The organism is Raoultibacter timonensis (assembly GCF_022845715.1).
In the GTDB taxonomy this organism is placed as follows: domain Bacteria; phylum Actinomycetota; class Coriobacteriia; order Coriobacteriales; family Eggerthellaceae; genus Raoultibacter; species Raoultibacter timonensis.
On sequence record NZ_AP025564.1, the window covers coordinates 3,779,719 to 3,800,878 of the forward strand.

Here is a 21,160-nt window from a genome sequence, read left to right on the forward strand (position 1 = left end):
GGATACATAATACTCGATACTCCTGAAAAACTGACCAGCTTACACCGCGTTGTAATAATTCGGATATGCGACGCTCGGTGCGCACATGCGGCTACCGGTAATCGCGCCGCTCCATGAGTACGGTATCGAGCGCTTGATAGTCGAGCTCGCATCCGAGTCCCGCCTCGTGCCCCTTCTGATTGAGCACGACAACGCCCTGCTGCACCGTAAACGGCGGATCGGTGATGTCCTGCTCGAAATAACGCGACGTTTCGCTGATATCGCCGGGGATGTTCACGCCGAGCAGCGTCTCGAAGGCCGCATGAAGGCGTTTCGACACCCCTGTTTCGTACATGCCCGCCATCCACAGTTCGATGCCGCGTTTTCGAGCCTCGCGATAGAAATCAAGCGTCGGCTGCACGCCGCCGAATTTGCCGATCTTCACGGCATAGCACGTCAGCTCAGGATATTCGAGCGCCCGCGACAAATCGCCTTCGGTTACCACCGATTCGTCGAGGCAGACGCGCATCGTAAGATCGCGCTGCAATCGGGCGAGCCGGGCGAACAGATCGGTCGGACCGACCGAAGGCGCGCGCTTCGGATCGAGCGGCTCCTCGATGCAACGGATTCCCAGGGTGTCGAGCGATTTGAGTGCTGGGAGATCGCGTTCGGTATAGCTCTGGTTCGCATCGAGCATGATGGTGAGGTGAGGATACGCCACCCGCACGGCGCGAACGCGAGAATAATCGTCCCCGGGTTTGATCTTGAGTTTCACGCGAGCGTAGCCCGCCTCGACATAGCGTTTTACCTCGGAGAGCGTTTTATCAACCGGCATCATGCCGAGCACCACGCCGGCGCGGACCTCGGCCGTCGCAAGCGTCTGCAACGAGGGAACAGTTGCGCCCGCCTCGGTGTCGCGCTTGGCGCGTGCGCCGCCGATAAGCTGCCACAGAGGCCTGCCGACGATCTTGCCGTACAGGTCCCACAGAGCAGGCTCGAGCGCTCCACGGGCGAGCGGGTACGCTCTCGCTGCATCGCATTCGGCGAATGCAGCTGAAGCTTCACCCGGATGCAGGTACACCTGGGAGAGAACCAAGGGAATCAGATGGTGCTCGAGAACGATCAGGTCGTCACCAAGCGTTTCGGGCAGATACCAATCGGTCGCAAACGCCACGCACTCGCCGATACCCGTTCTCCCCGCATGGTCCTCTATTTCGACGATGATCGACTCGCGCGAGTTCATGGTGGTCTTCGCCGTGGCGAACGGCGTTACGAGCCCCTGGTCGATCCGGTAGAGCGTCACGCGCTTGATCTCTATCCGCTCGTCGTAAGCCTGCCGCAGCGCGACCCGATCGGTCTTGCCGACACCGGTACGGGGGAAATCGTCGAGCACGAAAATCTGTTTAGGCTGATAGAGCTTCGATACACGTCGCTGCAAGCTCGTGCGAACGGTTTCGGCGAACGCCCGCGGGGCAGCAACGCCGGCCGATGGCGAGGAAACCTCACGCTCCACGAAGGCGATGGGTCTGCGCCCCCAAGTAGCATCTTCGGCACCGAACACGTAGGCATCGCTCACCTGGGGCACGCGCATGATCTTGCGCTCGATTTCGGCTGGGTACACGTTCTCGCCACCCGAAACGAACATATCGCCCGTCCGCTCGAATACGGTGAGCTTGCCCCTCTCGCATGTCGCCGTATCGCCCGTGAGGAAAAACCCGTCGGCCGTGGAGGGGGTCCGCGCGTTGAGGTAGCCCGGAAACACGCCCGGTCCGCGCACGGCAAGCTGGCCTGCACCGCTCTCGTCGGGATTCACCACGCGAGCCTCGTAGCCGGGCAAAAGCGTCAGCGGACCAGCCGAGGACGAGGTCACCCGAGCCGAGGCGATCTGGCTTGCCGTTTCGGTCATGCCGTAGCTCGCATAGACGCGCGCCTCGGCCGCAACGGCGCGGCTGAGGGTAGCCGGATTCGGGGCAGCGCCGCCCAGCAGCAGGCACCGGTAGTGCGAAAGCGTATCGTCGTCGTTTGCCGCAAGCAGATCCTGGAGCATCTTATCGACCACCGAGATATGCGTCGCTCCGTATTCGCGGGCGTCGGCAAGTATCCGCTGCGCATCGGCGCGGCGGTACAGAATGAACGGCGTTTCGTTGAGAACGCTTCTCACGAGTATCTGAAAACCGCCGATATGAAACATCGGAAGCGCCGACTGCCAGAGGCCCTCGCCATGGCGGTTGAGCACCGCATTCGATGATTCCGCCGAGCCCATAAGATTATCCCAGGTGAGGGCAACGGCTTTCGGCCTGCCCGTCGTTCCGCTCGTAAACATGACGAGCGCGCAAACCCCGTGGTCGAACCCGGCGCGGGCGCGCTCTGCGAAGTTCACGATGGCCCGCGAATCGATTTCGCCCCCTCGTCCAGCCGCAGCCGTCCCGTCCTGCCGGCGCGACCGCGCCGCCTGTTCGCGCCCGGTGTCGTCTTTCCCGAACAGCCGGGAGAGCAAAGCCGGCTTATGGTTGTCCGCTGCACGTCCGCGCGCGCCGTGCTGAATCTCGTCGCGCGCCATGGCGTCGGCAACGGCTTGCGCTCCGGCAGACGTCCCCATCGCATGCTCGATACGGTAGGCAACGTCATAGCCGCCGGGAACTCCGTCGAGAAGCCTGGCAACATCGCGTTCGGTAAGCGTTCTCGGCACCTCGATGCCGCTCGACATGCGCAAATCGGCAAGGCGCGAAGCCTTCTCCTCGTCGGTCAGGCGATGGTTGAGGGCTACAAGCGTAAAGCCCCCGTATGCCGCGGCAAGCGCCATGAATACGAACGCAGGGCAGTTGGGCATATCGACCGCAACGCCGGTACCGCGCGAAATGCCGAGATCGCGCAGACGCATCGCCAAGCCAGCAGCCGAGAATTTCGTTTCCTCGTAGGTAAAGGCGCGTCGATTACCCGCACCGTCGACGTATTGGAAGAATACGTCGTGCGGCCGCCTCCGCATCGTCTGTTCGAACCGCTGTATCACGCGTCCGTCCCCAACCTCGTTTCATGGATACGCGCTTCCGCAGATTCGGTACCGCTCGCCGAACCTAGGGGAACTTCGGGAATTGGTCGAAATCGGGCTGGCGCTTCTCTTTGAAAGCGTCGCGTCCCTCTTTCGCTTCATCAGTCGTATAGTACAGAAGAGTGGCATCTCCTGCGAATTGCTGCAAGCCGGCTAAACCATCGGTTGCAGCATTGAAAGAAGCCTTAAGAAATCTTAAGGCCGTCGGAGAGAACTGCATCATCTCGCGCGCCCAGCTAACGGTTTCTTCCTCGAGCTCTTCGAAGGGAACGACCTTGTTCACCAAGCCCATCTCGAGCGCCTCCGCTGCCGTGTACTGGCGGCACAGATACCATATCTCGCGCGCCTTCTTCTGCCCGACGATGGCGGCGAGATAGCCCGCACCGTATCCGGCATCGAAACTGCCGACCTTAGGGCCGGTCTGCCCGAACTTAGCCGTCTCAGCTGCAATTGAAAGATCGCACAGGATGTGGAGCACGTGTCCACCGCCGATGGCGTAGCCGTTCACCATGGCGATGACCGGTTTGGGCACCACGCGAATAAGGCGCTGCAGGTCGAGTACGTTCAGGCGCGGGATGTTATCATCGCCCACGTAGCCGCCGTTGCCGCGTACCTTCTGATCGCCGCCCGAGCAGAACGCCTCGTCCTCATGGCGTCCGCCATGATTCGCTCCCGTGAGGATGATGACGCCGATCGCGGCATCTTCGCGCGCTTCAGTGAAGGCATCGTAGAGCTCGTTCACCGTCAACGGCGTGAACGCATTGCGGCGTTCCGGCCTGTTGATCGAGATCTTGGCGATCCCGTCGCACGTCTCGTAGATGATCTCCTTGTAGGATTTGCCCCTCTTCCACGCGATGTCGCCCATAGCCGTCCTTCCCTGTATCGCGCCTGCCTCCGGCAATCCGCGTTCCGCCCTCATCGGCCGGCACGCTTCGCCTGCTTGTCCAGAAACCCGCCTACCTGCCTGGCGAACGCTTCCGGATCTTCAAGATGGGTGTTGTGCCCCGTATTGAGCAGCACGCAAGAGACATTTTCTTCGTGTGCTAGATTTTCCGCTATTTTGAGATACTTTCTATCAAGAATCCCCGCAATGTACAAAATCGGCATGGGCAGATGCTTGATATGCAAGGAGTAATCGATCATGCTGTGCTGCCCGGTTCCCCGAACGGTGTAGGCAAGCGCCCGCGGATCGTTCGCAATGCGCTCCCGCCGCACGCGATCGCGCAGCTCGCTTGGCAAGCGCTTCTGCGTCTCGAAGATCGGCAGCTGCTCCCACTCGTCCATGAACGTCTCGATGTCCACCGACAAGAGCCGCTCGATCATATCCGCATCGCGGTGCCGCATGGCGGCATGCTGCTGGCCGGTCTTGGGCCCGAGGCCTGCACTCTCGAGCACAAGCGCCGAGACCCTGTTCGGCTCGCCGCACGCGAAGGCGAGCGCGATGCGACCTCCCATGGAATAGCCGACAAGCGCGATCTTACGGCTGAAGCGCTCGGCCAAAAATGCCGAAAGCGCATCGAGCACCGCGCTCATTTCGTACGAGAGGGGATCATCGGGCCTATCGCTTTTCCCGTGACCGATGAAATCGAACGCAACCACAAAGCGGTTTTTCGCGAGAGACGGCGCGACGTCGCACCACGATTCTGCGCTCTGCGCGAAACCATGCAGAAGCACGACCGGCAGATTGCCGACATCCCCCCATTCGCACACACGATAGCGGATGCCGTGATGCTCAAACCAGCTTTCCCGCGCAGGTGCCATGCTACCGATACCGCCCGAACCGCTCGCCCACCCCATCGAGGGCAAGGGGAACCTCGATCATACTGATGCCCGGTACGCCGAGGGCCTTCTCGTAGGCACGGGCAAAGCCGTCGACACCTTCGACCGCCGTATGCGGTACGCCGAACGCGCGCGCTGCCTGCCCGAAATCGACGCGCTGGGGCGTGAGGAACAGCCGCTCGAAATACGCATCGTCCGACTTTTGGGGAAGCGTTTCGAATATGCCGCCCCCGCAGTTGTTGAGGAGCACGATCACAATGCTCGCCGCCTCGCTGCCGCCGTGATGCTCGAGCAGCTCGCGCTGAAGCGCGAGCGCATTGAGGTCGTGCAGCATCGTCAAATCGCCGGTGACGAACGTGGTTTGGCGATACGCCTGCGCAGCCCCAAGCGCCGAAGACACCGTGCCGTCTATACCGTTGAGGCCTCGGTTGCACAGCACGGAAAGCTGCTTTTCCGATTTAAGGTACATGGCGTCGATCAGGCGAATCGACATAGAGTTGGCCACGAACACGAGCGATCCGTCGGGGGCGAGCTCGAGCGCCTTGGCTACATAGGAGGCCTCTACGTCGTCGGCAGCCTCGCCGATCCGCTCGATGCGCGCATGCGCCGCCTCGTTCGCCGCCATCCACTCGGCCGCACTCGCCCGGCTTGCCCCGTCGCACGCACCGTCCGCAGCCGCAAGCAGCGCTTCCACGAAGGCGCGGGGCTCGCAGCGTACGAACAGGTCGGTTGCCGCGTTGAAATCGCGCGTATCCACTGCATCCACGACGATCTGGACCGGCCGAGCACCCTCGCCCACGGCGCCGCACGCGCAGATCGAGGTAAAGCAGCTTTTCGAAACAGGGTAGCGTCCGAATCGGACAACGCACTCGACAGGGGGCTGCTCGCCCCGTGCGAATATGCTGTCGTAGGCATCGATCACCAGCTCGTCGTCCGACGAGCGCAGGCCGCTCAAAGGATCGGCAAGAAGAGGGATCGAGAAGCGGTGCGCCCATTCGATGAGCGCCGTACGTTCGGCGAAGCTGAAGCATGTTCCCTCGCCCACGAGGGCGACGGTGCGCTTGTTGCAAAGCGCTGCCAGAATGGGCTGCACCTGCCGCGCGTCCAGCGAAGACGCCGCCGCGACGAAAGGTTCCTCGAACCCGGTTTCGCTTCGGCCGGCTCGGAACAAGCCCTCAACCGACAAGTCGGGTTTGAGCGGCTCGTCGAGGGGGAAGTTGAAATGAACGGGGCCCGCATCTCCCGCGCAGCCGTAAAACGGTTCGCCCCGATCGCCGAACGCCGGAGGCGAGCCAACCGCCTTGGCAAACGCGGTCTTTCCCATCTGGCGCGCAAACGCGATGTCGCGCTCTTCCGCAGCAGCAAGCGGCATCTGCTGGAAATGGCGTACGTGATCGCCGTACGCCTTGAGCTGATCGCACGTCTGCGGCGCACCGAGGTTCTGCAAGCGCGGGGGGCGGTCGCCCGTCAACACGATAAGCGGCACGCGCGAGGTTTCAGCTTCGAGCACCGCCGGATAGTAGTTCGCCACCGCGGTTCCCGAGGTGCAGATCATGCACACCGGCCTGCCCGATGCCTTCGCCAACCCCAGCGCGAAGAACGCCGCCCCGCGCTCGTCGATATCGACGTACAGGTTCAGGCTGCTCGCATGCGCCACCATCGCAAGGGGCGTCGAGCGAGAGCCGGGGCTCACCACCACATCGCGCACCCCGCACGCGATAAGCTCGTCGAAGAACGCCGAGAGGAAGAGCGCCGATGCCTGGGGCGCTTCGATGCTAGCGGCCATCTTCGCCCCCGTCGAACGCGGAGAGGATCGTCTTGAGCTTCATATCGATCTCGTCGTATTCGTCGTCCGCCACGCTACCCTCGACGATGCCGCACCCGGCGTACACCCAGCCGATTTCGCCATCGAATACGCCCGTGCGCAAAGCAACGGTGAACTCGCCGTTGCCGTCGCCGTCGATGTAGCCGGCCGCCCCGCCGAAGAAGCCGCGGTTGTATGCCTCGATCTGGCGGATGAGCATGAGCGCCTCGCCTACCGGCGCGCCCGAGAGCGCGGGCGTGGGATGCAGTTCGCCCATGAGTCCCATGAGCGTTTTCCCCTCGAGCACCTGCGCCGACGCGGGCGTGTACAGGTGCTGCACGTGCTGGAGCGCAAGGATGCCCGGATGATCGGGAATCGCCACGTCATGGCAGTTGCGCCGAAACACCTCCCTGATGAAATCGACTACGTAGGCATGCTCCTGCAGGTTCTTCCCGTCGCGCAAAAGCTCTGAGGCCAACTGCTCGCGTTCGGCTTCGTCGGCACCGGCGGCAGTGGTTCCCGCCAGGCACATGCTCTCAACCGATGCGCCGTCTTTGCGCACAAGCAGCTCGGGCGTGCAGCCGCAGAAGAACACATCGCCGTAGCGATACAAAAGCACGGTGCCACGAGCCGGCCCGTCGATGAGGTTCACGAGCAGGTCCTTCGACGAGAACGGATGGGCCGCCGTAAGCTTCTGCCTGCGCGACAGCACCACCTTGTCGACGCGGCCCTCGGATATGGCGGCAAGCCCCGCCCCGACCGCTTCGCCCCACGCTTCGCGCGAATCCCTCTCAAGCTCAAAGGGAATCGTTATGCGCGTGCGAGGCTTGGCCTCGGCGATGTGCCGCGAAAACCGCGCGACGCGGCCCGCATACACGGGACCCAGGCTGTTAACCTGCAGAAACCTTCCCTGTTCGTTCTCGATCAGCACCACTTCGGGAAGCATGAGGTGCAGCCGAGGGAACGAGGCGAGCAGCTCGTCTGCGGGCTTGGGGTTCTCGGCGTCGAAGCGGTTGAACGAAAAGAGGATCGGCGGCTGCTCGGTTTCGCCCTGCACGACGTACTCGACCTCGCGAAGGCTCGGCAGCGCGATGCAGCGCCCCAAGCCCATAAAGCGCGCCTTGCGCGACTTGTCGTAGAACACGAACTGATCGGTAAAGCCCTTCTGCAGCACGCAGAACGCATCGACGATATCGGCATCGACCGGCTGCGTATAGGTATAGATTTTGGTCACTGGATCACCGCACTCACTCGGATATCGGTCTGTTTCAAGCAAAAGTATCGGTTCGCTAAACGTTTTACCATTCTACCATTGCATATCCTATACTGTGGCCCGTCAGCCGCCTGCGGCCGACACCGCAGATAAGACGCAGAAAGGGCAGCAATGAAGAAGTTTTTCGAAGAGTTCAAGGAGTTCATCAACCGAGGCAACGTGATGGATCTCGCGGTCGCCGTCGTCATCGGTGCTGCGTTCACGGCCATCGTCAATTCGGTTGTCTCCGATCTCATCATGCCCATCGTCGGAGTGGTAACCGGCGGCATCGACTTCGCCGATATGAAATGGACCATCCCCGTAGGAGCTGGCCAATCAGCCATTACCTACGGCAACTTCATCAACGCGGTCATCCAGTTCCTCATCATCGCATTCGTCGTGTTCCTCATCGTGAAGGCGCTCAACAAGGCGAAGGATATGACCTCCAAGGGCAAGAAAGCCGAAGAGAAGGAAGCGCCGAAGTGCCCCTACTGCCTCGAAGAGGTAGCCGAAGGCGCAACCCGCTGCCCGCACTGCACCGCCGAGCTTCCCGCACCCGCAAAGGCGACCGTCAAGCACTAAGCAACCGTACGCTGCGTCTCCTCGTAAAAGAGCTGCCGCTCTGTGCAGTCTCGGTTGCGGACGGGTGTTGCGAGAAAGGGCACCTCGGGCTGGCAGGCTGTAAGGCAAGGCCTTTTTGCACCGCGCGACTTTCCTGCACCGCGCAACCCGGGTCCGAGCTTTTGAGGTTGCGGCTTACAGGCCGGATCGCCCTTGTTTACGGGTTTTTGCCGATTATGTTGCGTTCAAGACCCTTTGGTGGCGGCTTTCGACCCCCTTGGGGAGAGCCTTGAAAGAGGTCAAACCGGGACAGCACTGCGACCAGGCAATATGCTGCGAGCAAGAAATCAACCGGCTTGCAGGCGAGCTCCGAACGCAACACAATCGGCAAAAACCCGTAAAAACAGTCCCGCAAACCCCTCAGGTGCAACACGATCCGCAGCATCGTGCATTTTTCGGGCGGTTCCACCGTTCTGCCGCCATCGGCGTTGCTCCGGCCTCGGCACACGGTCGGCGGCCTACCGCCAGAAACGTCAGCCGAACAACTCGAGAGCTGCGCACGGCATGATTCGCGGGAATGCGTGCACGCGAGCCCGCGGAGCCCCGGCTCGCACCATGGCGCCCGAAGCACTTCGCGATCGACGCACACCGCAGCCTTCTCGGTACCGCGCGACTTGCCCTAGTCGGCAACAGCTTCGAGCTGCTCCGGTTCGTCATCTGCGCAATCGGCACAGAGCGCTTCGCGCCTGAGGATGAAGAAGCCGATGAGACCCGCTACGAGCGACGCCGCCAAGATGGCTATCTTCGCCGAAGCGATGGTGGTCGGATCGGTGAACGCAAGATTGGTCACGAAGATGGCCATCGTGAATCCCACACCGCCCAGAATCGATACGCCGAGGATATGGCCCCAGCATACGCCGTCGGGCAGTTCGCTGATCTTGAGCTTCACCGTCAACCACGTGGCCACAAAGATGCCGATCGGTTTACCGACGAGCAGGCCGAAGAACACGCCGATGGTAACGGGGCTCATGATAAGGGCCAGTATATCGGTACCCGCCAGAAGCACGCCCGCGTTCGCAAAGGCGAACAGGGGCAGGATGACGAAGTACACCGGCGTATGAAGAAAGTAGTCGAGCTGCGTGATCGGCGGGATGGTCATGCGCGATACGCGGCCGATCTGAGCGACCTCTTCAAGGTACTCCTTCTGCGCGATATCGGGCTGGCCCGGATCGTAACGCTCGTCGGCGTTTTGCGCCTTGGCCTCGAACCACGTGTTCACACGGCCGAGCTTCACCTGCGACTGTGCGGGGATGGTCAGCGCAACGAGCACGCCGGCAACCGTTGCATGGACGCCCGACAAAAGAATGCAGACCCATAGAGCAAGGCCGATGAGCAGATAGGGGGCGAGCCCGTACACGTGCATACGATTGAGCACGATGAGCACGGCGAACAGGGCAAGACCCGCCGCAAGCCATATAACGTTGAGGTTCGCCGTGTAGAATACGGCGATTACGAGAATGGCGATCATGTCGTCGACGATAGTGAGCGTCGAGAGAAACGCGCGCAATCCCGCCGGCACCCTGCTGCCAAGCAACGCGAGGATGCCGAGGCAGAACGCGATGTCGTTCGCCATGGGCACGCCCCAGCCGTGCTCGAAGCCGCTCCCCATGTTGAAAGCCAGGTAGACGAGCGCAGGCAGCACGGCACCGCCGACCGCCGCGATGATCGGCAGAAGCGCCTTGCGCGGATTGGTGAGCTCGCCGGCGGTAAACTCGTACTTGATTTCGAGGCCGACCACAAGGAAGAACAGCGCCATGAGAAAATCGTTGATAAAGTGCCCGATTGAGATATGGGGCTCGAACGATCCGATGGAGATCCCCAAATAAAACGAGTTCCAAAACTCCCCGAAGGTGGGGAGCAGCGGCGTGTTCTCGATGATGAGCGCAAGCACCGCCGCGCCCAGCATGATCATCGTCGCACGGGTGGAAGAATGCGTGAATTCGAGAAGCTTCTTCTTGCGACGATGGTGTTTGCGCACCTCGGGTTCGAAGATCGACTCGGTGGTATGTACGTTCTTATTTTCTTTTTCCATGACGGAGATTATAGGCGACCGACATGGGGCTACGGACTCAACCAGGTAACGCCTTGAGAACAACACGACCGCTGAAGCCCATGTCCCAACACCGACGCTTTGCCTACAAGCCCCTTTCGCTCCGCGGCACATCCTGCACGCGATTCAGGAGCTCCTCGCGCGTATGCACCTCGAGTTTGCGATAGATTGCCTTCGTATGGGCCTTGGCAGTGTTCTCTGACACAAACAGCTCTTCGGCTATCGAGGCGATCGTCCGCCCCCGCACCAAAGCGATGAGAACCTCGTGCTCGCGGGCGCTCAGACCATAGAGCTCCCGCGCGGCATCGCACTGCGCCGTGATGGCGTCGAGCAAAGATTTCGTCGCTTCGTCGGCAACCGCCTCGCCCCCGCCGCCCTTCGAAAGCAACTCAATGGGAGCAATCGGAACGAGATACTCGAAGGAGTACTTGCTCTCGTCGTAGAAATTCACTCGAAAAATACTGTACGAGCGGTTGTAGAGCAGCATGCAGCCCGCAAAAAAGATCACATACGTTATCACCATAACGGCCATGGCCGCCGCTTGTTCCCCTACCCACAACTCGATGCTGCCGAGCAGCGAGCCAAGCAGCAGGCCTCCGACGTTGGCGAGCATGGCGCTTGAGAACAGCCTCGTCGGATTCGCATCGGTTGTGGCGACGAGAGGTCCGAGCGCCAAATACACCATCGCTAAGAAAAGGTAGTATCCCGCGTACAGAAAGCTCGGTACCGTGAGTATCGACACATCCCTAAAGAAAAGATGCACGACCATAGCGGCGCTCAAGAGGAACAGAACGAAACTCGGCACGAGCAAGAGCCCGTTGCGTTCGGCCGCGTATTCAGCCAAGGCGGCGGCGATCATCACAACGATCGCAATGGCCAAAACGTTCGACCAATCGGCCGCGTTCGCCAAGACTGCCTGCATCTCGTCTCCCCCACGCAGATAGTTGTACGGAATCGAGAACACGACGATGCACACGAAGAAGAGCGCCGGCGATTTCTCCATGGCTGACTTCGACTTGGCACCCCATGTCCCCGACGTGCCCTCGAGCAGCGTGCGCGCCTTCACGAGCGCAACGAGCGAACCGAAAGGCAATACCGCAAAAACCAAGACCGCGATAGCCTGCGGCAGATGAATTTCAACCAGATACACGGCAACCGATAGCACGATGGCGACAAGCGTAACGAACAGCTGCTCGCCCTTTGGGTTGAGGTACTTGTACATCTCACCCCACACGATGATGAGCGGCGTTGTACCGCAGGCGATAAGCGCGTTTCCCGCGTAGATCATGACGACGGACGAAACGACAAAGCTCCCCAGGGCAAGGCACGCCATGCCCACGATCAGGCATATCGACATAAAGGGAATCGAATACTTCTTTTCCAAGAGCGAGGGCATTCGTCGCGATACGAAAAACAGCACCAGAAAGACCGCGAACGTACAGGTCGAATTGACCACCCATGCGCTGCTCGACCCCGAAGCAGAACCCACGCGAACCACTGTATCGAAAAACGTTATCGAATGGAGCGATGCCCATTGAAGAGCCATACCCGTCAGTACGAGCAAAATACCCGCAGCACGCTCTGTGCTGTATATCGTCGTATCGTCCACCCCGGCGCTATCGCCTGAAAGAGAAACCGACGATGCCCGCTTTTTGCCTTCGACCGCCCGGCCTCTTTGTCTTCCCATGTGCGTCACCATCCCACCCGACAAACGCATCGGCTTCGCCAGCATTCCCCGAAATGCAAAAGTCGATTTGTCGATGATACTCCCTTTTTCTTCTCGCACCCTTACCCGTAACGGGTAATTACGACAGACCCTGCGAAGAATTCTACCTTCTGCGGGTAATTGTGCCCGGTGTGAAGCGGTTGCAGAATCGGTAGAGGAAGCCGCTTGAACGGCTCAAGGGAAGGGTTCGAACAAAGGAGACAGGATGGAACTCACCAGAAGGAGTTTTCTCGGAATCGCCGGTATGGCGGGAATCGCGGCGGCGGGCGCTGGATTGGCGGGATGCGCGACAGCCCCCGCAAACGACGGGGCGTCGCAGAGCAAAACCGACGGAGCCTCAGACGAAGACAAGAAAAGCAGCGGTGCAACCCGCAATGCCGTAGCAACCTATACCTGCGACGTCTGCATATGCGGCGCTGGCAACTCCGGTCTTTCGGCTGCTGTAGAAGCTGCCCAGCAGGGGCTCGGCGTTGTCGTTCTCGAAAAGCACGGGGGGACCGGCGGTGGCGGCATCGGCACCGAAGGCGTATTCGCCGTCAACTCGAAGATGCAGCAAGAAGCGGGGATAACCATCGAACCTGCTGAAGTGATCTCCACCGAGATGGAATACTCGCACAATCGCGCAAACGGGCTAAAATGGCTTGACCTCATCGAAGCATCAGGAGACAACATCAGCTGGCTCAAGGAGTGCGGCGTCAACTTCACCGGGGTCGTCGACGATTACCATGGCGGCAAGTTCGAAACGTTCCATTGGTTCGGCGAAAATCGCGCTCATGACGATTTCTCTCCCGCCATGACCGCTACGGCAAAAGACCTCGGTGTGCAATTCCTCATGAACTGTCCCGCCACCGATCTGATTCAAGACTCCGACGGCACGGTTACCGGCGTGTACGGGCGCAAGCTCAATGGCGATTACGTACAGGTGAATGCGAAGGCCGTCGTATTGAGCACCGGCGGCTTCGCCAACAACGACGAGTACCTGCAAGAAGGCGGCTTCTCCGACACCTCGAATGTAAAGCGTTTTCTGTACGGTTACGATGGGGACGGTGTGCGCATGGCGATCGAGGCGGGCGGCGCAAGCAACATACCCCGGATGTCAGGCCTTATGCAGCTGACGGTATCGGGTGCCCCCGGTGGCGAGTACGGCACGTTCGGCCGCGGAGACGGCCTGGTCGTTGCAGGTCATAACGCGTGCTCTCTGTGGATCAACGAAGACGGCGAGCGCTTCTGCGCGGAGTCTGCCGGCATCGAAAACTGGATGGCCGACATGATCCCTTCGCTCGTCCATCAGAAGCTCTACTCGATCTACGATTCCAAGACATTCAAAGATGCCTATGACGGGATGATCGCTCCCCGCATCGATTGGGAAGCAACACAGGCCGAACTCGAAGAACGCATCACCGAGAACCCATACGGCGATTTCTTCAGCGCCGATACGCTCGAAGAACTCGCCAAGAAGGCCTGCGATGCGCTCGAACTCGATTACGATACCGTGATCGACTCCATCAATACCTACAACGAGATGTGCGACGCCGGCCACGATGCGTACTTCGGCAAACCGGGCGAGTACATGCAGAAGCTCGACAACCCGCCTTTCTACTTCTGCTACATGCCCCAATCCTGCATGGTCACGTTCGGTGGCATCCGAACGAATCGCAAGATGGAGGTCGTCGACAAGAACGGCAAGCCGGTTCCCGGACTCTACTCGGCGGGCGTGGACTCAGCGGATCTCTGGCCGAACATCTACACCATCAACGTACCGGGCGGCACCAACGCGAACAACATCAACTCCGGCAGGTTCGCCTCCAAATTCGCCGCAGAGTACATCGGATCGAACAAAGCCGGCTCGGTCTCATCCGAAGGCGACACGAGCGAATCGGTTCCCGACACCTCTTGGGCAATGCCCGAAGGAACGTTGAAGGACGGCACGTACTCCGATACCGAGTTCGGCATGTTCAGCGACATCACCGTAACCGTGATCGTATCGGGTGGCAAGATTACCGATATCGTGCAGGAAAACGAGCTTGAGACAACCTACGTCGGCGTAGCGGCCATGGAGAACACGCTCATTCCCGAGGTTCTCGAAAAGCAGACTCCCGCCGTCGATACGGTGGCTGGAGCGACGCGCACCTCCGACGCGTTCCGCACCGCCGTACAGAAATGCTGCGAGCAAGCGGCTTCGTAGCAGACTGCAGCCCTCGCGGCCAAAGCAGGCATCCGAGCTCATCCCGTCATCGGATGCCAATACGACAAAAGAGGTCGCGTCATCGAACGCGACCTCTTTTTACCTCGCTGCATGCGCCGCGCGTGCCGTTAACACCCGTTCGAGCAGGCGAACGCTGCTTCGGGACGATTGGTTCCGTGCTTCACGCGATCATGCTCTTCGGAGCTCTTCGCATTGTTCCAGCGATCCATCGTTCCCACCAAATACCCGGTGATGCGACGAATGCGATCGAACGGCACGGGAGCTAAGCCGTAGCTGATGCCGACGTCCTCGCCGTCCACTTCAAGCTTGAGCCACTCGAGCGTGTCGGTAGGGTACAGCTCGCGAGCACGTGAGATATAGGCGCCGATCTCCTTCTCGGAAACAGGGGCATCTCCCTCATTCGCGTATTCGATGGTCACATCGATGCCGGATACCTGCTGCTTTACCGTCTGCGTCATGGCGAGCTCCTTTTGCTATGTTTATAGTAACAATTTTTGACTGGAGCAATCCTATCACAGCACCGTGCTCCGATCCACCAGATTTTGTTAACAATCCGGCAAACGAAGCCAGATCTGGTAGATACGCTCGCGTTGCTTGAACCAAAACGACCCTCGTCGCCGCATACGCTCTTCGTTCGCCCAAGACTGCCCGTCAGCCATTCATCCCCTGAAATCGAAAAACCCGATGGGCCATCTGATATTGATATCACCAGCTTAAAACCAGGCGCGGCATCGTGCGCTACCATGGACAGTACATTCTTTGGGGAACTGGGGAATCAAAGGTCTTGGGAGAGACTTACCGCCGATCGGGCACAATAACCCGCCGGCTGCGCACAGGGGGTTGTCATGGATATCGGGAACACGCTTCCGCTTTGGAGCATCATACCGTTCGCCGGCATGCTGCTTTCAATTGCAATATTTCCGCTGGTAAAAGGCGAGTGGTGGGAGAAGCACCAGCTGCATGTCGCCCTGTTCTGGTCGGTGATCTTCCTCGTGCCCTTCACGATATTCTACGGCATCGGCGAAGCCACCTACCAGTTCCTCGAGATCATCGTCCTCGATTACGTCCCGTTCATCATCTTGCTTTTCGGACTGTTCGTCGTCGCGGGAGGCATCCACATCAAAGGCACGATAGCCGGCACGACGAGGAACAACGTCATCCTGCTCGCCATCGGCACGTTCCTCGCAAGCTGGGTCGGCACGACGGGCGCGGCGATGCTGCTCATCCGTCCCGTCCTGCGCGCGAATTCCTGGCGACGCAACAAGACCCACATCGTCGTGTTCTTCATTTTCCTCGTAGCGAACATCGGCGGCTGCTTGACCCCCATCGGCGATCCCCCGCTGTTCCTTGGCTATCTGCGCGGCGTACCGTTCTTCTGGACGCTCCAGCACATCTGGCCGATTCTTTTATTGAACACCGCCGTCCTACTGGTCGTATTCGCTCTCATCGATCGCCACTTCGTCAAGAAAGAGGGCAAAGAGGGAAAGGAGGCGCTCGATCTCGAGGAGGAAGCGACGGAGCGCGTTCCGATCCGCATCGAAGGCGCCCATAACCTCGTCTTCTTGGCAATGATCATCGTCGCGGTCATCCTCAACGGCGCGATTCCCCAGACAGACGCGTTCCTCGATCCCGCCACGGGCCTCGTGTTCGGAATCAGCATCCACGAGCACATCCATCTGGGATTCAACTACTTCCTCCAGATCATCCTCATCCTGCTGGCCGCATTCCTCTCGATGCGCACCACGAAGAAGGCGATCCGCGAAAGCAACGACTTCGAATGGGCTCCGATAGCCGAAGTGGCCAAGCTGTTCATCGGCATATTCATCACGATGATCCCCGCTCTGGCGATCCTGCGCGCCAACGGCGCGAGCCTCGGCCTCGATACGCCGATCCAGCTGTTCTGGTCGACAGGCCTGCTCTCGAGCTTCCTCGACAACTCGCCGACCTACGTGGTGTTCCTCACCGCCGCCGGGGCCATCGACTACGGCGGCATGGATGCCGTGATTACAACCGCCGGGGCCATCGCGCCTGCGCTGCTTCTGGCCGTATCCGCCGGCGCCGTGTTCATGGGTGCGATCACCTACATCGGCAACGCCCCGAACTTCATGGTGAAATCGATAGCAGAGCGCTCGGGGGTGAAGATGCCGAGCTTCTTCGGCTACATGGGATGGTCATGCGCCATACTCGTGCCCCTGTTCCTGCTCGATACAGTACTATTCTTCCTATAGGACAAAGACTCGGCTTCATGCGGCGCTTTTTGATACAACTTTTCGTTTAAGCTGATTGGAATTTATATAAGGGACTACGGTTTCTCCTTTATGCTGATAAGCACCGCTTTTTCTGGCGGTAAGAAACGTGATGTGTGCGGCTCGGCGATCGGAAACCATCCATGTCGAAAGACTTCAGCAATCCCCGCAAACTCGGTTTCATGCGGGTGCTTCAGGTATTCTTCGCCATCAACATCGTGCTCACCATCTCGATGCTGGTCTTCTACGTCAAAGGCAGCTATACCCTCGGGTTCTCGGATGCCCTCGATCTGGTCAACCTGCTGTTCGACGGAATCAGCTTCTGGCTCATCTGGCAACGGAAGAAGTACACGCGGGCGTTCATCATCTCCTTTAGCCTCTTCAACATCGTCATCGGCTCCATCTACAACGTCGCAACGGGCAGTTTCGATGTTGTCGGGCAGCTGATCGCTTCGTCCTCCGATATCGTTCTGCTCGCATACTTCCTCACGTCACGGAGGGCGAAAGCGGTTCTGACCCAGCCCTTCACCGCCGAGGTCAAGCAGCGCGATCTCGAGAAGCACATCAACTACTACCAGCCGAAAACCTGGGCGTTCTGGCGCAACCTCATCATCTACTTCTGCGTGTTCAGCGTGGTAGGCCACTGGATGGAAGCGGGATACTGCACCCTCATCCGCTTCGGGCTGCTCCCCGGAATCTACGACCCGGCCTCCCAGATATGGTCCGACTGGCTCTATCCTTTCTGCGTGTACGGATTCGGCGCCGTCGCGTGCGTTCTTTTGCTCTTCCCCATCAAAAACTTCCTTGAGAAGAAGATCGGCAGCCGCATCGTTCCGCTTCTCATCAGCTTCGCCATCAACGCCCTCGTTTGCACGCTCATCGAGCTCGCCATGGGTCTGATGCTCAACCAGCCCCTCCCCGACGGCACGCTGCCCCTGTGGGATTACAGCGACATGTTCTGCAACTTCATGGGGCAGGTCTGCCTGCAAAACGCAATCGCCTTCGGCATCGTCGCCACCTTGATGACATGGGTTATCTATCCAGGGCTGGAATCGCTCATACGGAAAATTCCGAAGGATCTCATGAACATCGGCTTCATCGTTGTCGTCATCGGCTTCTGCATCTTGTTCTTCTTCTACTGCGTCAACGTTGTCGTACCCGATTGGGCTATCGAAGACGATGAGCAATACGCCGCAGAAGCGATCCAAGAACCCGAAGCCGACACGCAATCATAGGGAACCGATCGGAGCATGCACCATGCCCATGCTTTCCAAAGATGACGAGCTTGCTGGTTACGCACCCGACTCATGGGCGTTTTGGAGAAACCTCGCCGTCTACTTTTGCGCGTTCAGCGTAATCGGACATTGGCTCGAGATAGCATATTGCACCTTTATGAACTTATTCGGCATCGTCGATGCCGATTCGCTCGTGTGGGACGATCCGATGTATCCGTTCCTCGTCTACGGCATTGGCACGGCCGTTTGCACGATCGCGCTTGTGCCGCTTAAGCTGAAGCTTATCGAACGCCGCAAAACCATGGCGGCCGCTAGTGCGCAGTTCTTTATCGTCACGGTGATCGTCTGCATGCTCATGGAGCTTGCGATGGGGTTTATGCTGAACCAGCCGAACGCTGCGGGCGTTTACCCCCTCTGGGACAACTCGCAGCTTCCGCTCAACATCCTGAGCCAGGCGTGGCTGGTAAACGATATAGCGCTCGGAGCCCTCGCCATGCTGTACACCTGGGGCATCTATCCGCTATGCGAGAAGCTGCTAGCCAAGCTCCCGCCCATCGCCATGAATGTAATGGCAGCGATCGTCGTCTCCTCATTCATTGTGCTCTGCATTGTCAAATTCGGCTGATCGCGGCGATTTTCCCAACGATGGTCGGAACCCGACTCGCTTTGCGGAGCTTGGCACCGGACCTCGCGAAGCGCAACGCCAGGGCTCCTGAAGGATCGCCCTCGGCATCATCGCACCACCATCCGCAGAGCCGCTCGTGTGCCGAAGGCCGCAACGCCGCCCTCGGCACATCGGAGCTTAACGATATAGCCTACAAAGCCCGCGCGGTAAGGTTGCCGGCAGCAATGGCCTCGGCAATGTTCCACGGCTTTTTGCAATCGCCGATCACATGGGTTTCGATTCCCGACACGGCATCGGCGATGCTGGAATCGGGAAGCATATCCATGGCCTCGATCACCGTATCGCATGCAACGGTAATGTCGACGCCGGTTTCACCGCTGACAACAACGCTTCCGTCTTCCACTGCCTTTATCTCCGCATGGGGCCAAACCCTCATGCCCCGAGCATAGAGCGTCGGCATGACGAAGGTCTTGACCCAGTTCGATTGGCCCTTGTCCACATCGTCCATCGAGTCGGGCGTCACCATGGTAACCTGCTTGCCCTGAGCCATCAGGTACAGCGCGGTATCGACCGCCTGGGCGTTCGAACCCGCAATGACGACCTTGTCTCCGATGTCGGCCGTCAAGAAGTCGGCAAGGGGCACGATTTTCGTTCCCGCCGTCTCCGACAGCCCCAGGGTGTCGCGGAGACCGCCCGTTGCGACAACCACAACATCGGGGCTCTTTTCCTTGACGAAATCGGCGTCGACCTCCTGCCCCGTAACAACAGACACCCCCGTCACTTCCAGCTGCCGCGCGAGATAAGCACGGAGAGCATCGAGGTTCTCGTGCGATCCTTTGACGGCATGCGCGAAATCGAGCAGGCCGCCGACCGATTCCTTCTTTTCGTATATCGTAACGCTGTGTCCGCGCAGCGCGGCGATGCGGGCCGCCTCCATGCCTGCCGGGCCTGCTCCAACAACCATGACGTTTTTCACCGCAGAGGCTTCAGGAAGATCGAAGCCTTCGGGCATCGGTTCGCGGTACGCGCGCTGCGTGCAGGCGTTTACGCGGCAGTGCTCGTACACCTTGCCCTCTTCGTTGTAATCGAAGTGGCAATGCAGGCAACGGGTGCAGGGGGCGATCTCGTCGAGCTTGCCGTCCTTAAGCTTGTTGGCGTACTCGGGATCTACCGTAAGGGGTCGATTCATAAGCAGGAAGTCGACCTTGCCGTCGGTCAGCGCCGTCTCGAAATACTCGGGCGCGTGCGCGGGGTCCATGTAGGTAACCGTTCCTACGGGAATCGATACAGCATCCTTGAACTCCTTTGCCACATCGAGCATCATTCCGCATCCGGAGTATTCGCTGATCAGCTTTCCTTCCCAATGGCGCGTGAAGTCGAATTGGGTGCCGTACGCAGTCGTACCGTCTATGCCGTACCCGGTAAAGTACAAGTCCGAAGCAAACTGGCATACGTGCATGCCCAGGGGTCCCAGTCGAACATGAAGGCTGTCGGCGCCCGCCGCCTCGAGCAGTTTCGCTATTTCCAGATTCTCCTCGACGGTTGTCATGAGCGAGCTATCGCCAAGGTTGAGATCGTTTTCTTCGATGCCGTTGATAAGAACCTGCACGACAAAATCTTCGCCGCATTCCTTCTTGATTCCCTCGATGATCTCGCACACGAAACGCGAGCGGTTCTCGAACGACTGGGGGCCGTACTCGTCTTCGCGATGGTTGCGCATGCGGGAGAAGAACGACTGCCCGATATTGTTGCCCGCCGCATTGATCTCAACCGCATCGAATCCGTAGTCTTTGAGCTTTTGAGCCGCTGCAACGGTATCGGCTTGGATCAGGGCGATTTCCTCGGGAGTCATATCGCCGGCAACCGCAGAGGCGAACGCCCCCGATGCATCTTGCTTGGTTCCGCTGAACACGATACCCATGCAAGAAAGCTGGTATCCCACATAGGCCCCCTCTTCGTGGATGCCGTCGGCAATCCTCTTGAAGGGTATCTTGTCCATCGCCTGGGCTCTTGCATTCGGGAAGTGCTCGTACTTGTCGGCGCAGTCTTCCATCCACACGAGATCGATGCCGCCTCGAGCGAAGCTTGTGTAGTAATCGACGATTTCATCTTCGTTGCTCTGGGTATCGGAACCGGCAGCCGATTTGACCATGCGATTCGACAGTTCAAGCGAACCGATTTTCACACCCGAGAACAGCGTTGCGAAATCCGAGGCTCCTTTGGCGAGATCCGCATCCTGCGGGTTGAGCTTCGAGGGTGCCTGCCGAATCGCCGTCGCATCGTCGGCAGCAGGAGCGCTCGCCGAAGATGCAGCCGGAGCGGTATCCGCCTTGGGAGCGCAGCCGACAAGACCGCTTCCCACCAGTGCGCCGCCCGCAGCGGTAAACGCCGCCCCCTTGAGGAAGCTCCTCCTCGATAGTCCCGTTTTCTGATTGCTCATGTGCATATCCCCTTCCTTGGTCGTACGTCAGGCGCAGTGCCTGCTTCCTCGAGGGGCCCGGCAATGCTCGTCTGCCGAGCCCCAACGCCGAAAACGATATGCCGCAAGCAACGTGCAGACCATTGCTCAAAAGGCCGATTTTGGTTTT

14 protein-coding genes are annotated in these 21,160 nt (G+C 59.6%); 5 read left to right on the forward strand and 9 right to left on the reverse strand.

The genetic code is table 11. The features are described from left to right. Nucleotides 1-91 precede the first annotated feature (91 nt). The 5 genes from menC to MWL89_RS15350 form a co-directional block, all read right to left on the reverse strand. Complete coding sequence (gene menC / locus MWL89_RS15330; RefSeq protein ID WP_244387200.1) at nt 92-2,989, reverse strand: o-succinylbenzoate synthase; 2,898 nt, start codon at nt 2,987-2,989, stop codon at nt 92-94. Nucleotides 2,990-3,053: 64 nt separating this feature from the next. Continuing rightward, the gene (menB, locus tag MWL89_RS15335) at nt 3,054-3,893 is read right to left on the reverse strand and encodes a 1,4-dihydroxy-2-naphthoyl-CoA synthase (RefSeq protein ID WP_244387202.1); all 840 of its coding nucleotides are present in this window, start codon (nt 3,891-3,893) and stop codon (nt 3,054-3,056) included. Between the two features lie 50 nt (nt 3,894-3,943). After that, complete coding sequence (menH, locus tag MWL89_RS15340) at nt 3,944-4,789, reverse strand: 2-succinyl-6-hydroxy-2,4-cyclohexadiene-1-carboxylate synthase (RefSeq protein WP_244387204.1); 846 nt, start codon at nt 4,787-4,789, stop codon at nt 3,944-3,946. 1 nt (nt 4,790) lies between these two features. After that, nucleotides 4,791-6,593 (reverse strand): 2-succinyl-5-enolpyruvyl-6-hydroxy-3-cyclohexene-1-carboxylic-acid synthase, encoded by a 1,803-nt coding sequence (menD, locus tag MWL89_RS15345; protein ID WP_244387206.1) that lies wholly within the window; start codon nt 6,591-6,593, stop codon nt 4,791-4,793. Beyond that, nucleotides 6,583-7,845 carry an isochorismate synthase gene (locus MWL89_RS15350; protein ID WP_244387208.1) on the reverse strand — a complete coding sequence of 421 codons (1,263 nt, stop codon included), beginning with the start codon at nt 7,843-7,845 and terminating at the stop codon, nt 6,583-6,585. Before MWL89_RS15350 ends, menD begins: the two co-directional genes overlap by 11 nt. Before the next feature lie 150 nt (nt 7,846-7,995). Between MWL89_RS15350 and mscL the strand changes: the two genes are divergently transcribed. Continuing rightward, on the forward strand, nt 7,996-8,445 hold the full coding sequence (gene mscL / locus MWL89_RS15355) for a large conductance mechanosensitive channel protein MscL (protein WP_102380193.1): 450 nt from the start codon (nt 7,996-7,998) through the stop codon (nt 8,443-8,445). Nucleotides 8,446-9,103: 658 nt separating this feature from the next. Here mscL and nhaA read toward each other — a convergent pair. Together nhaA and MWL89_RS15365 are read right to left on the reverse strand one after the other, a co-directional pair. After that, a complete protein-coding gene (nhaA, locus tag MWL89_RS15360; RefSeq protein ID WP_244387212.1) occupies nt 9,104-10,516 on the reverse strand; it encodes a Na+/H+ antiporter NhaA in 1,413 nt (470 codons plus the stop codon). 103 nt (nt 10,517-10,619) lie between these two features. Continuing rightward, complete coding sequence (locus MWL89_RS15365; protein WP_244387215.1) at nt 10,620-12,221, reverse strand: response regulator transcription factor; 1,602 nt, start codon at nt 12,219-12,221, stop codon at nt 10,620-10,622. Between the two features lie 244 nt (nt 12,222-12,465). On the opposite strand from MWL89_RS15365, the gene MWL89_RS15370 reads away from it, so the two are divergent. Continuing rightward, a complete protein-coding gene (locus MWL89_RS15370) occupies nt 12,466-14,445 on the forward strand; it encodes an FAD-binding protein (RefSeq protein ID WP_244387217.1) in 1,980 nt (659 codons plus the stop codon). Between the two features lie 128 nt (nt 14,446-14,573). Here MWL89_RS15370 and nrdD read toward each other — a convergent pair whose 3' ends face one another. Further along, a complete protein-coding gene (nrdD, locus tag MWL89_RS15375; RefSeq protein ID WP_146040703.1) occupies nt 14,574-14,924 on the reverse strand; it encodes an anaerobic ribonucleoside-triphosphate reductase in 351 nt (116 codons plus the stop codon). Between the two features lie 387 nt (nt 14,925-15,311). Between nrdD and MWL89_RS15380 the strand changes: the two genes are divergently transcribed. The 3 genes from MWL89_RS15380 (at nt 15,312) to MWL89_RS15390 (ending at nt 18,572) form a co-directional block, all read left to right on the forward strand. Then, nucleotides 15,312-16,694, forward strand: coding sequence for a sodium:proton antiporter (locus MWL89_RS15380; RefSeq protein WP_244387219.1), 1,383 nt, complete (start codon nt 15,312-15,314; stop codon nt 16,692-16,694). Between the two features lie 161 nt (nt 16,695-16,855). Next, nucleotides 16,856-17,947, forward strand: a complete 1,092-nt coding sequence (locus tag MWL89_RS15385) for a putative ABC transporter permease (RefSeq protein ID WP_244387221.1) — start codon at nt 16,856-16,858, stop codon at nt 17,945-17,947. Nucleotides 17,948-17,969: 22 nt separating this feature from the next. Further along, nucleotides 17,970-18,572 (forward strand): putative ABC transporter permease, encoded by a 603-nt coding sequence (locus MWL89_RS15390; protein WP_244387223.1) that lies wholly within the window; start codon nt 17,970-17,972, stop codon nt 18,570-18,572. Nucleotides 18,573-18,762: 190 nt separating this feature from the next. Here the strand turns inward: MWL89_RS15390 and MWL89_RS15395 are convergent, their stop codons facing one another. After that, complete coding sequence (locus MWL89_RS15395) at nt 18,763-21,012, reverse strand: oxidoreductase (protein WP_244387225.1); 2,250 nt, start codon at nt 21,010-21,012, stop codon at nt 18,763-18,765. Between the last annotated feature and the right edge of the window lie 148 nt (nt 21,013-21,160).

Coding starts and splice junctions, on each gene's coding strand:
- nrdD (WP_146040703.1), bottom strand. CDS start 14,924: ATGACGCAGACGGTAAAGCAGCAGGTATCCGGCATCGATGTGACCATC.
- menB (WP_244387202.1), bottom strand. CDS start 3,893: ATGGGCGACATCGCGTGGAAGAGGGGCAAATCCTACAAGGAGATCATC.
- MWL89_RS15365 (WP_244387215.1), bottom strand. CDS start 12,221: ATGGGAAGACAAAGAGGCCGGGCGGTCGAAGGCAAAAAGCGGGCATCG.
- MWL89_RS15370 (WP_244387217.1), top strand. CDS start 12,466: ATGGAACTCACCAGAAGGAGTTTTCTCGGAATCGCCGGTATGGCGGGA.
- MWL89_RS15385 (WP_244387221.1), top strand. CDS start 16,856: ATGTCGAAAGACTTCAGCAATCCCCGCAAACTCGGTTTCATGCGGGTG.
- MWL89_RS15395 (WP_244387225.1), bottom strand. CDS start 21,012: ATGAGCAATCAGAAAACGGGACTATCGAGGAGGAGCTTCCTCAAGGGG.
- mscL (WP_102380193.1), top strand. CDS start 7,996: ATGAAGAAGTTTTTCGAAGAGTTCAAGGAGTTCATCAACCGAGGCAAC.
- menH (WP_244387204.1), bottom strand. CDS start 4,789: ATGGCACCTGCGCGGGAAAGCTGGTTTGAGCATCACGGCATCCGCTAT.
- MWL89_RS15380 (WP_244387219.1), top strand. CDS start 15,312: ATGGATATCGGGAACACGCTTCCGCTTTGGAGCATCATACCGTTCGCC.
- nhaA (WP_244387212.1), bottom strand. CDS start 10,516: ATGGAAAAAGAAAATAAGAACGTACATACCACCGAGTCGATCTTCGAA.
- menD (WP_244387206.1), bottom strand. CDS start 6,593: ATGGCCGCTAGCATCGAAGCGCCCCAGGCATCGGCGCTCTTCCTCTCG.
- MWL89_RS15390 (WP_244387223.1), top strand. CDS start 17,970: ATGCCCATGCTTTCCAAAGATGACGAGCTTGCTGGTTACGCACCCGAC.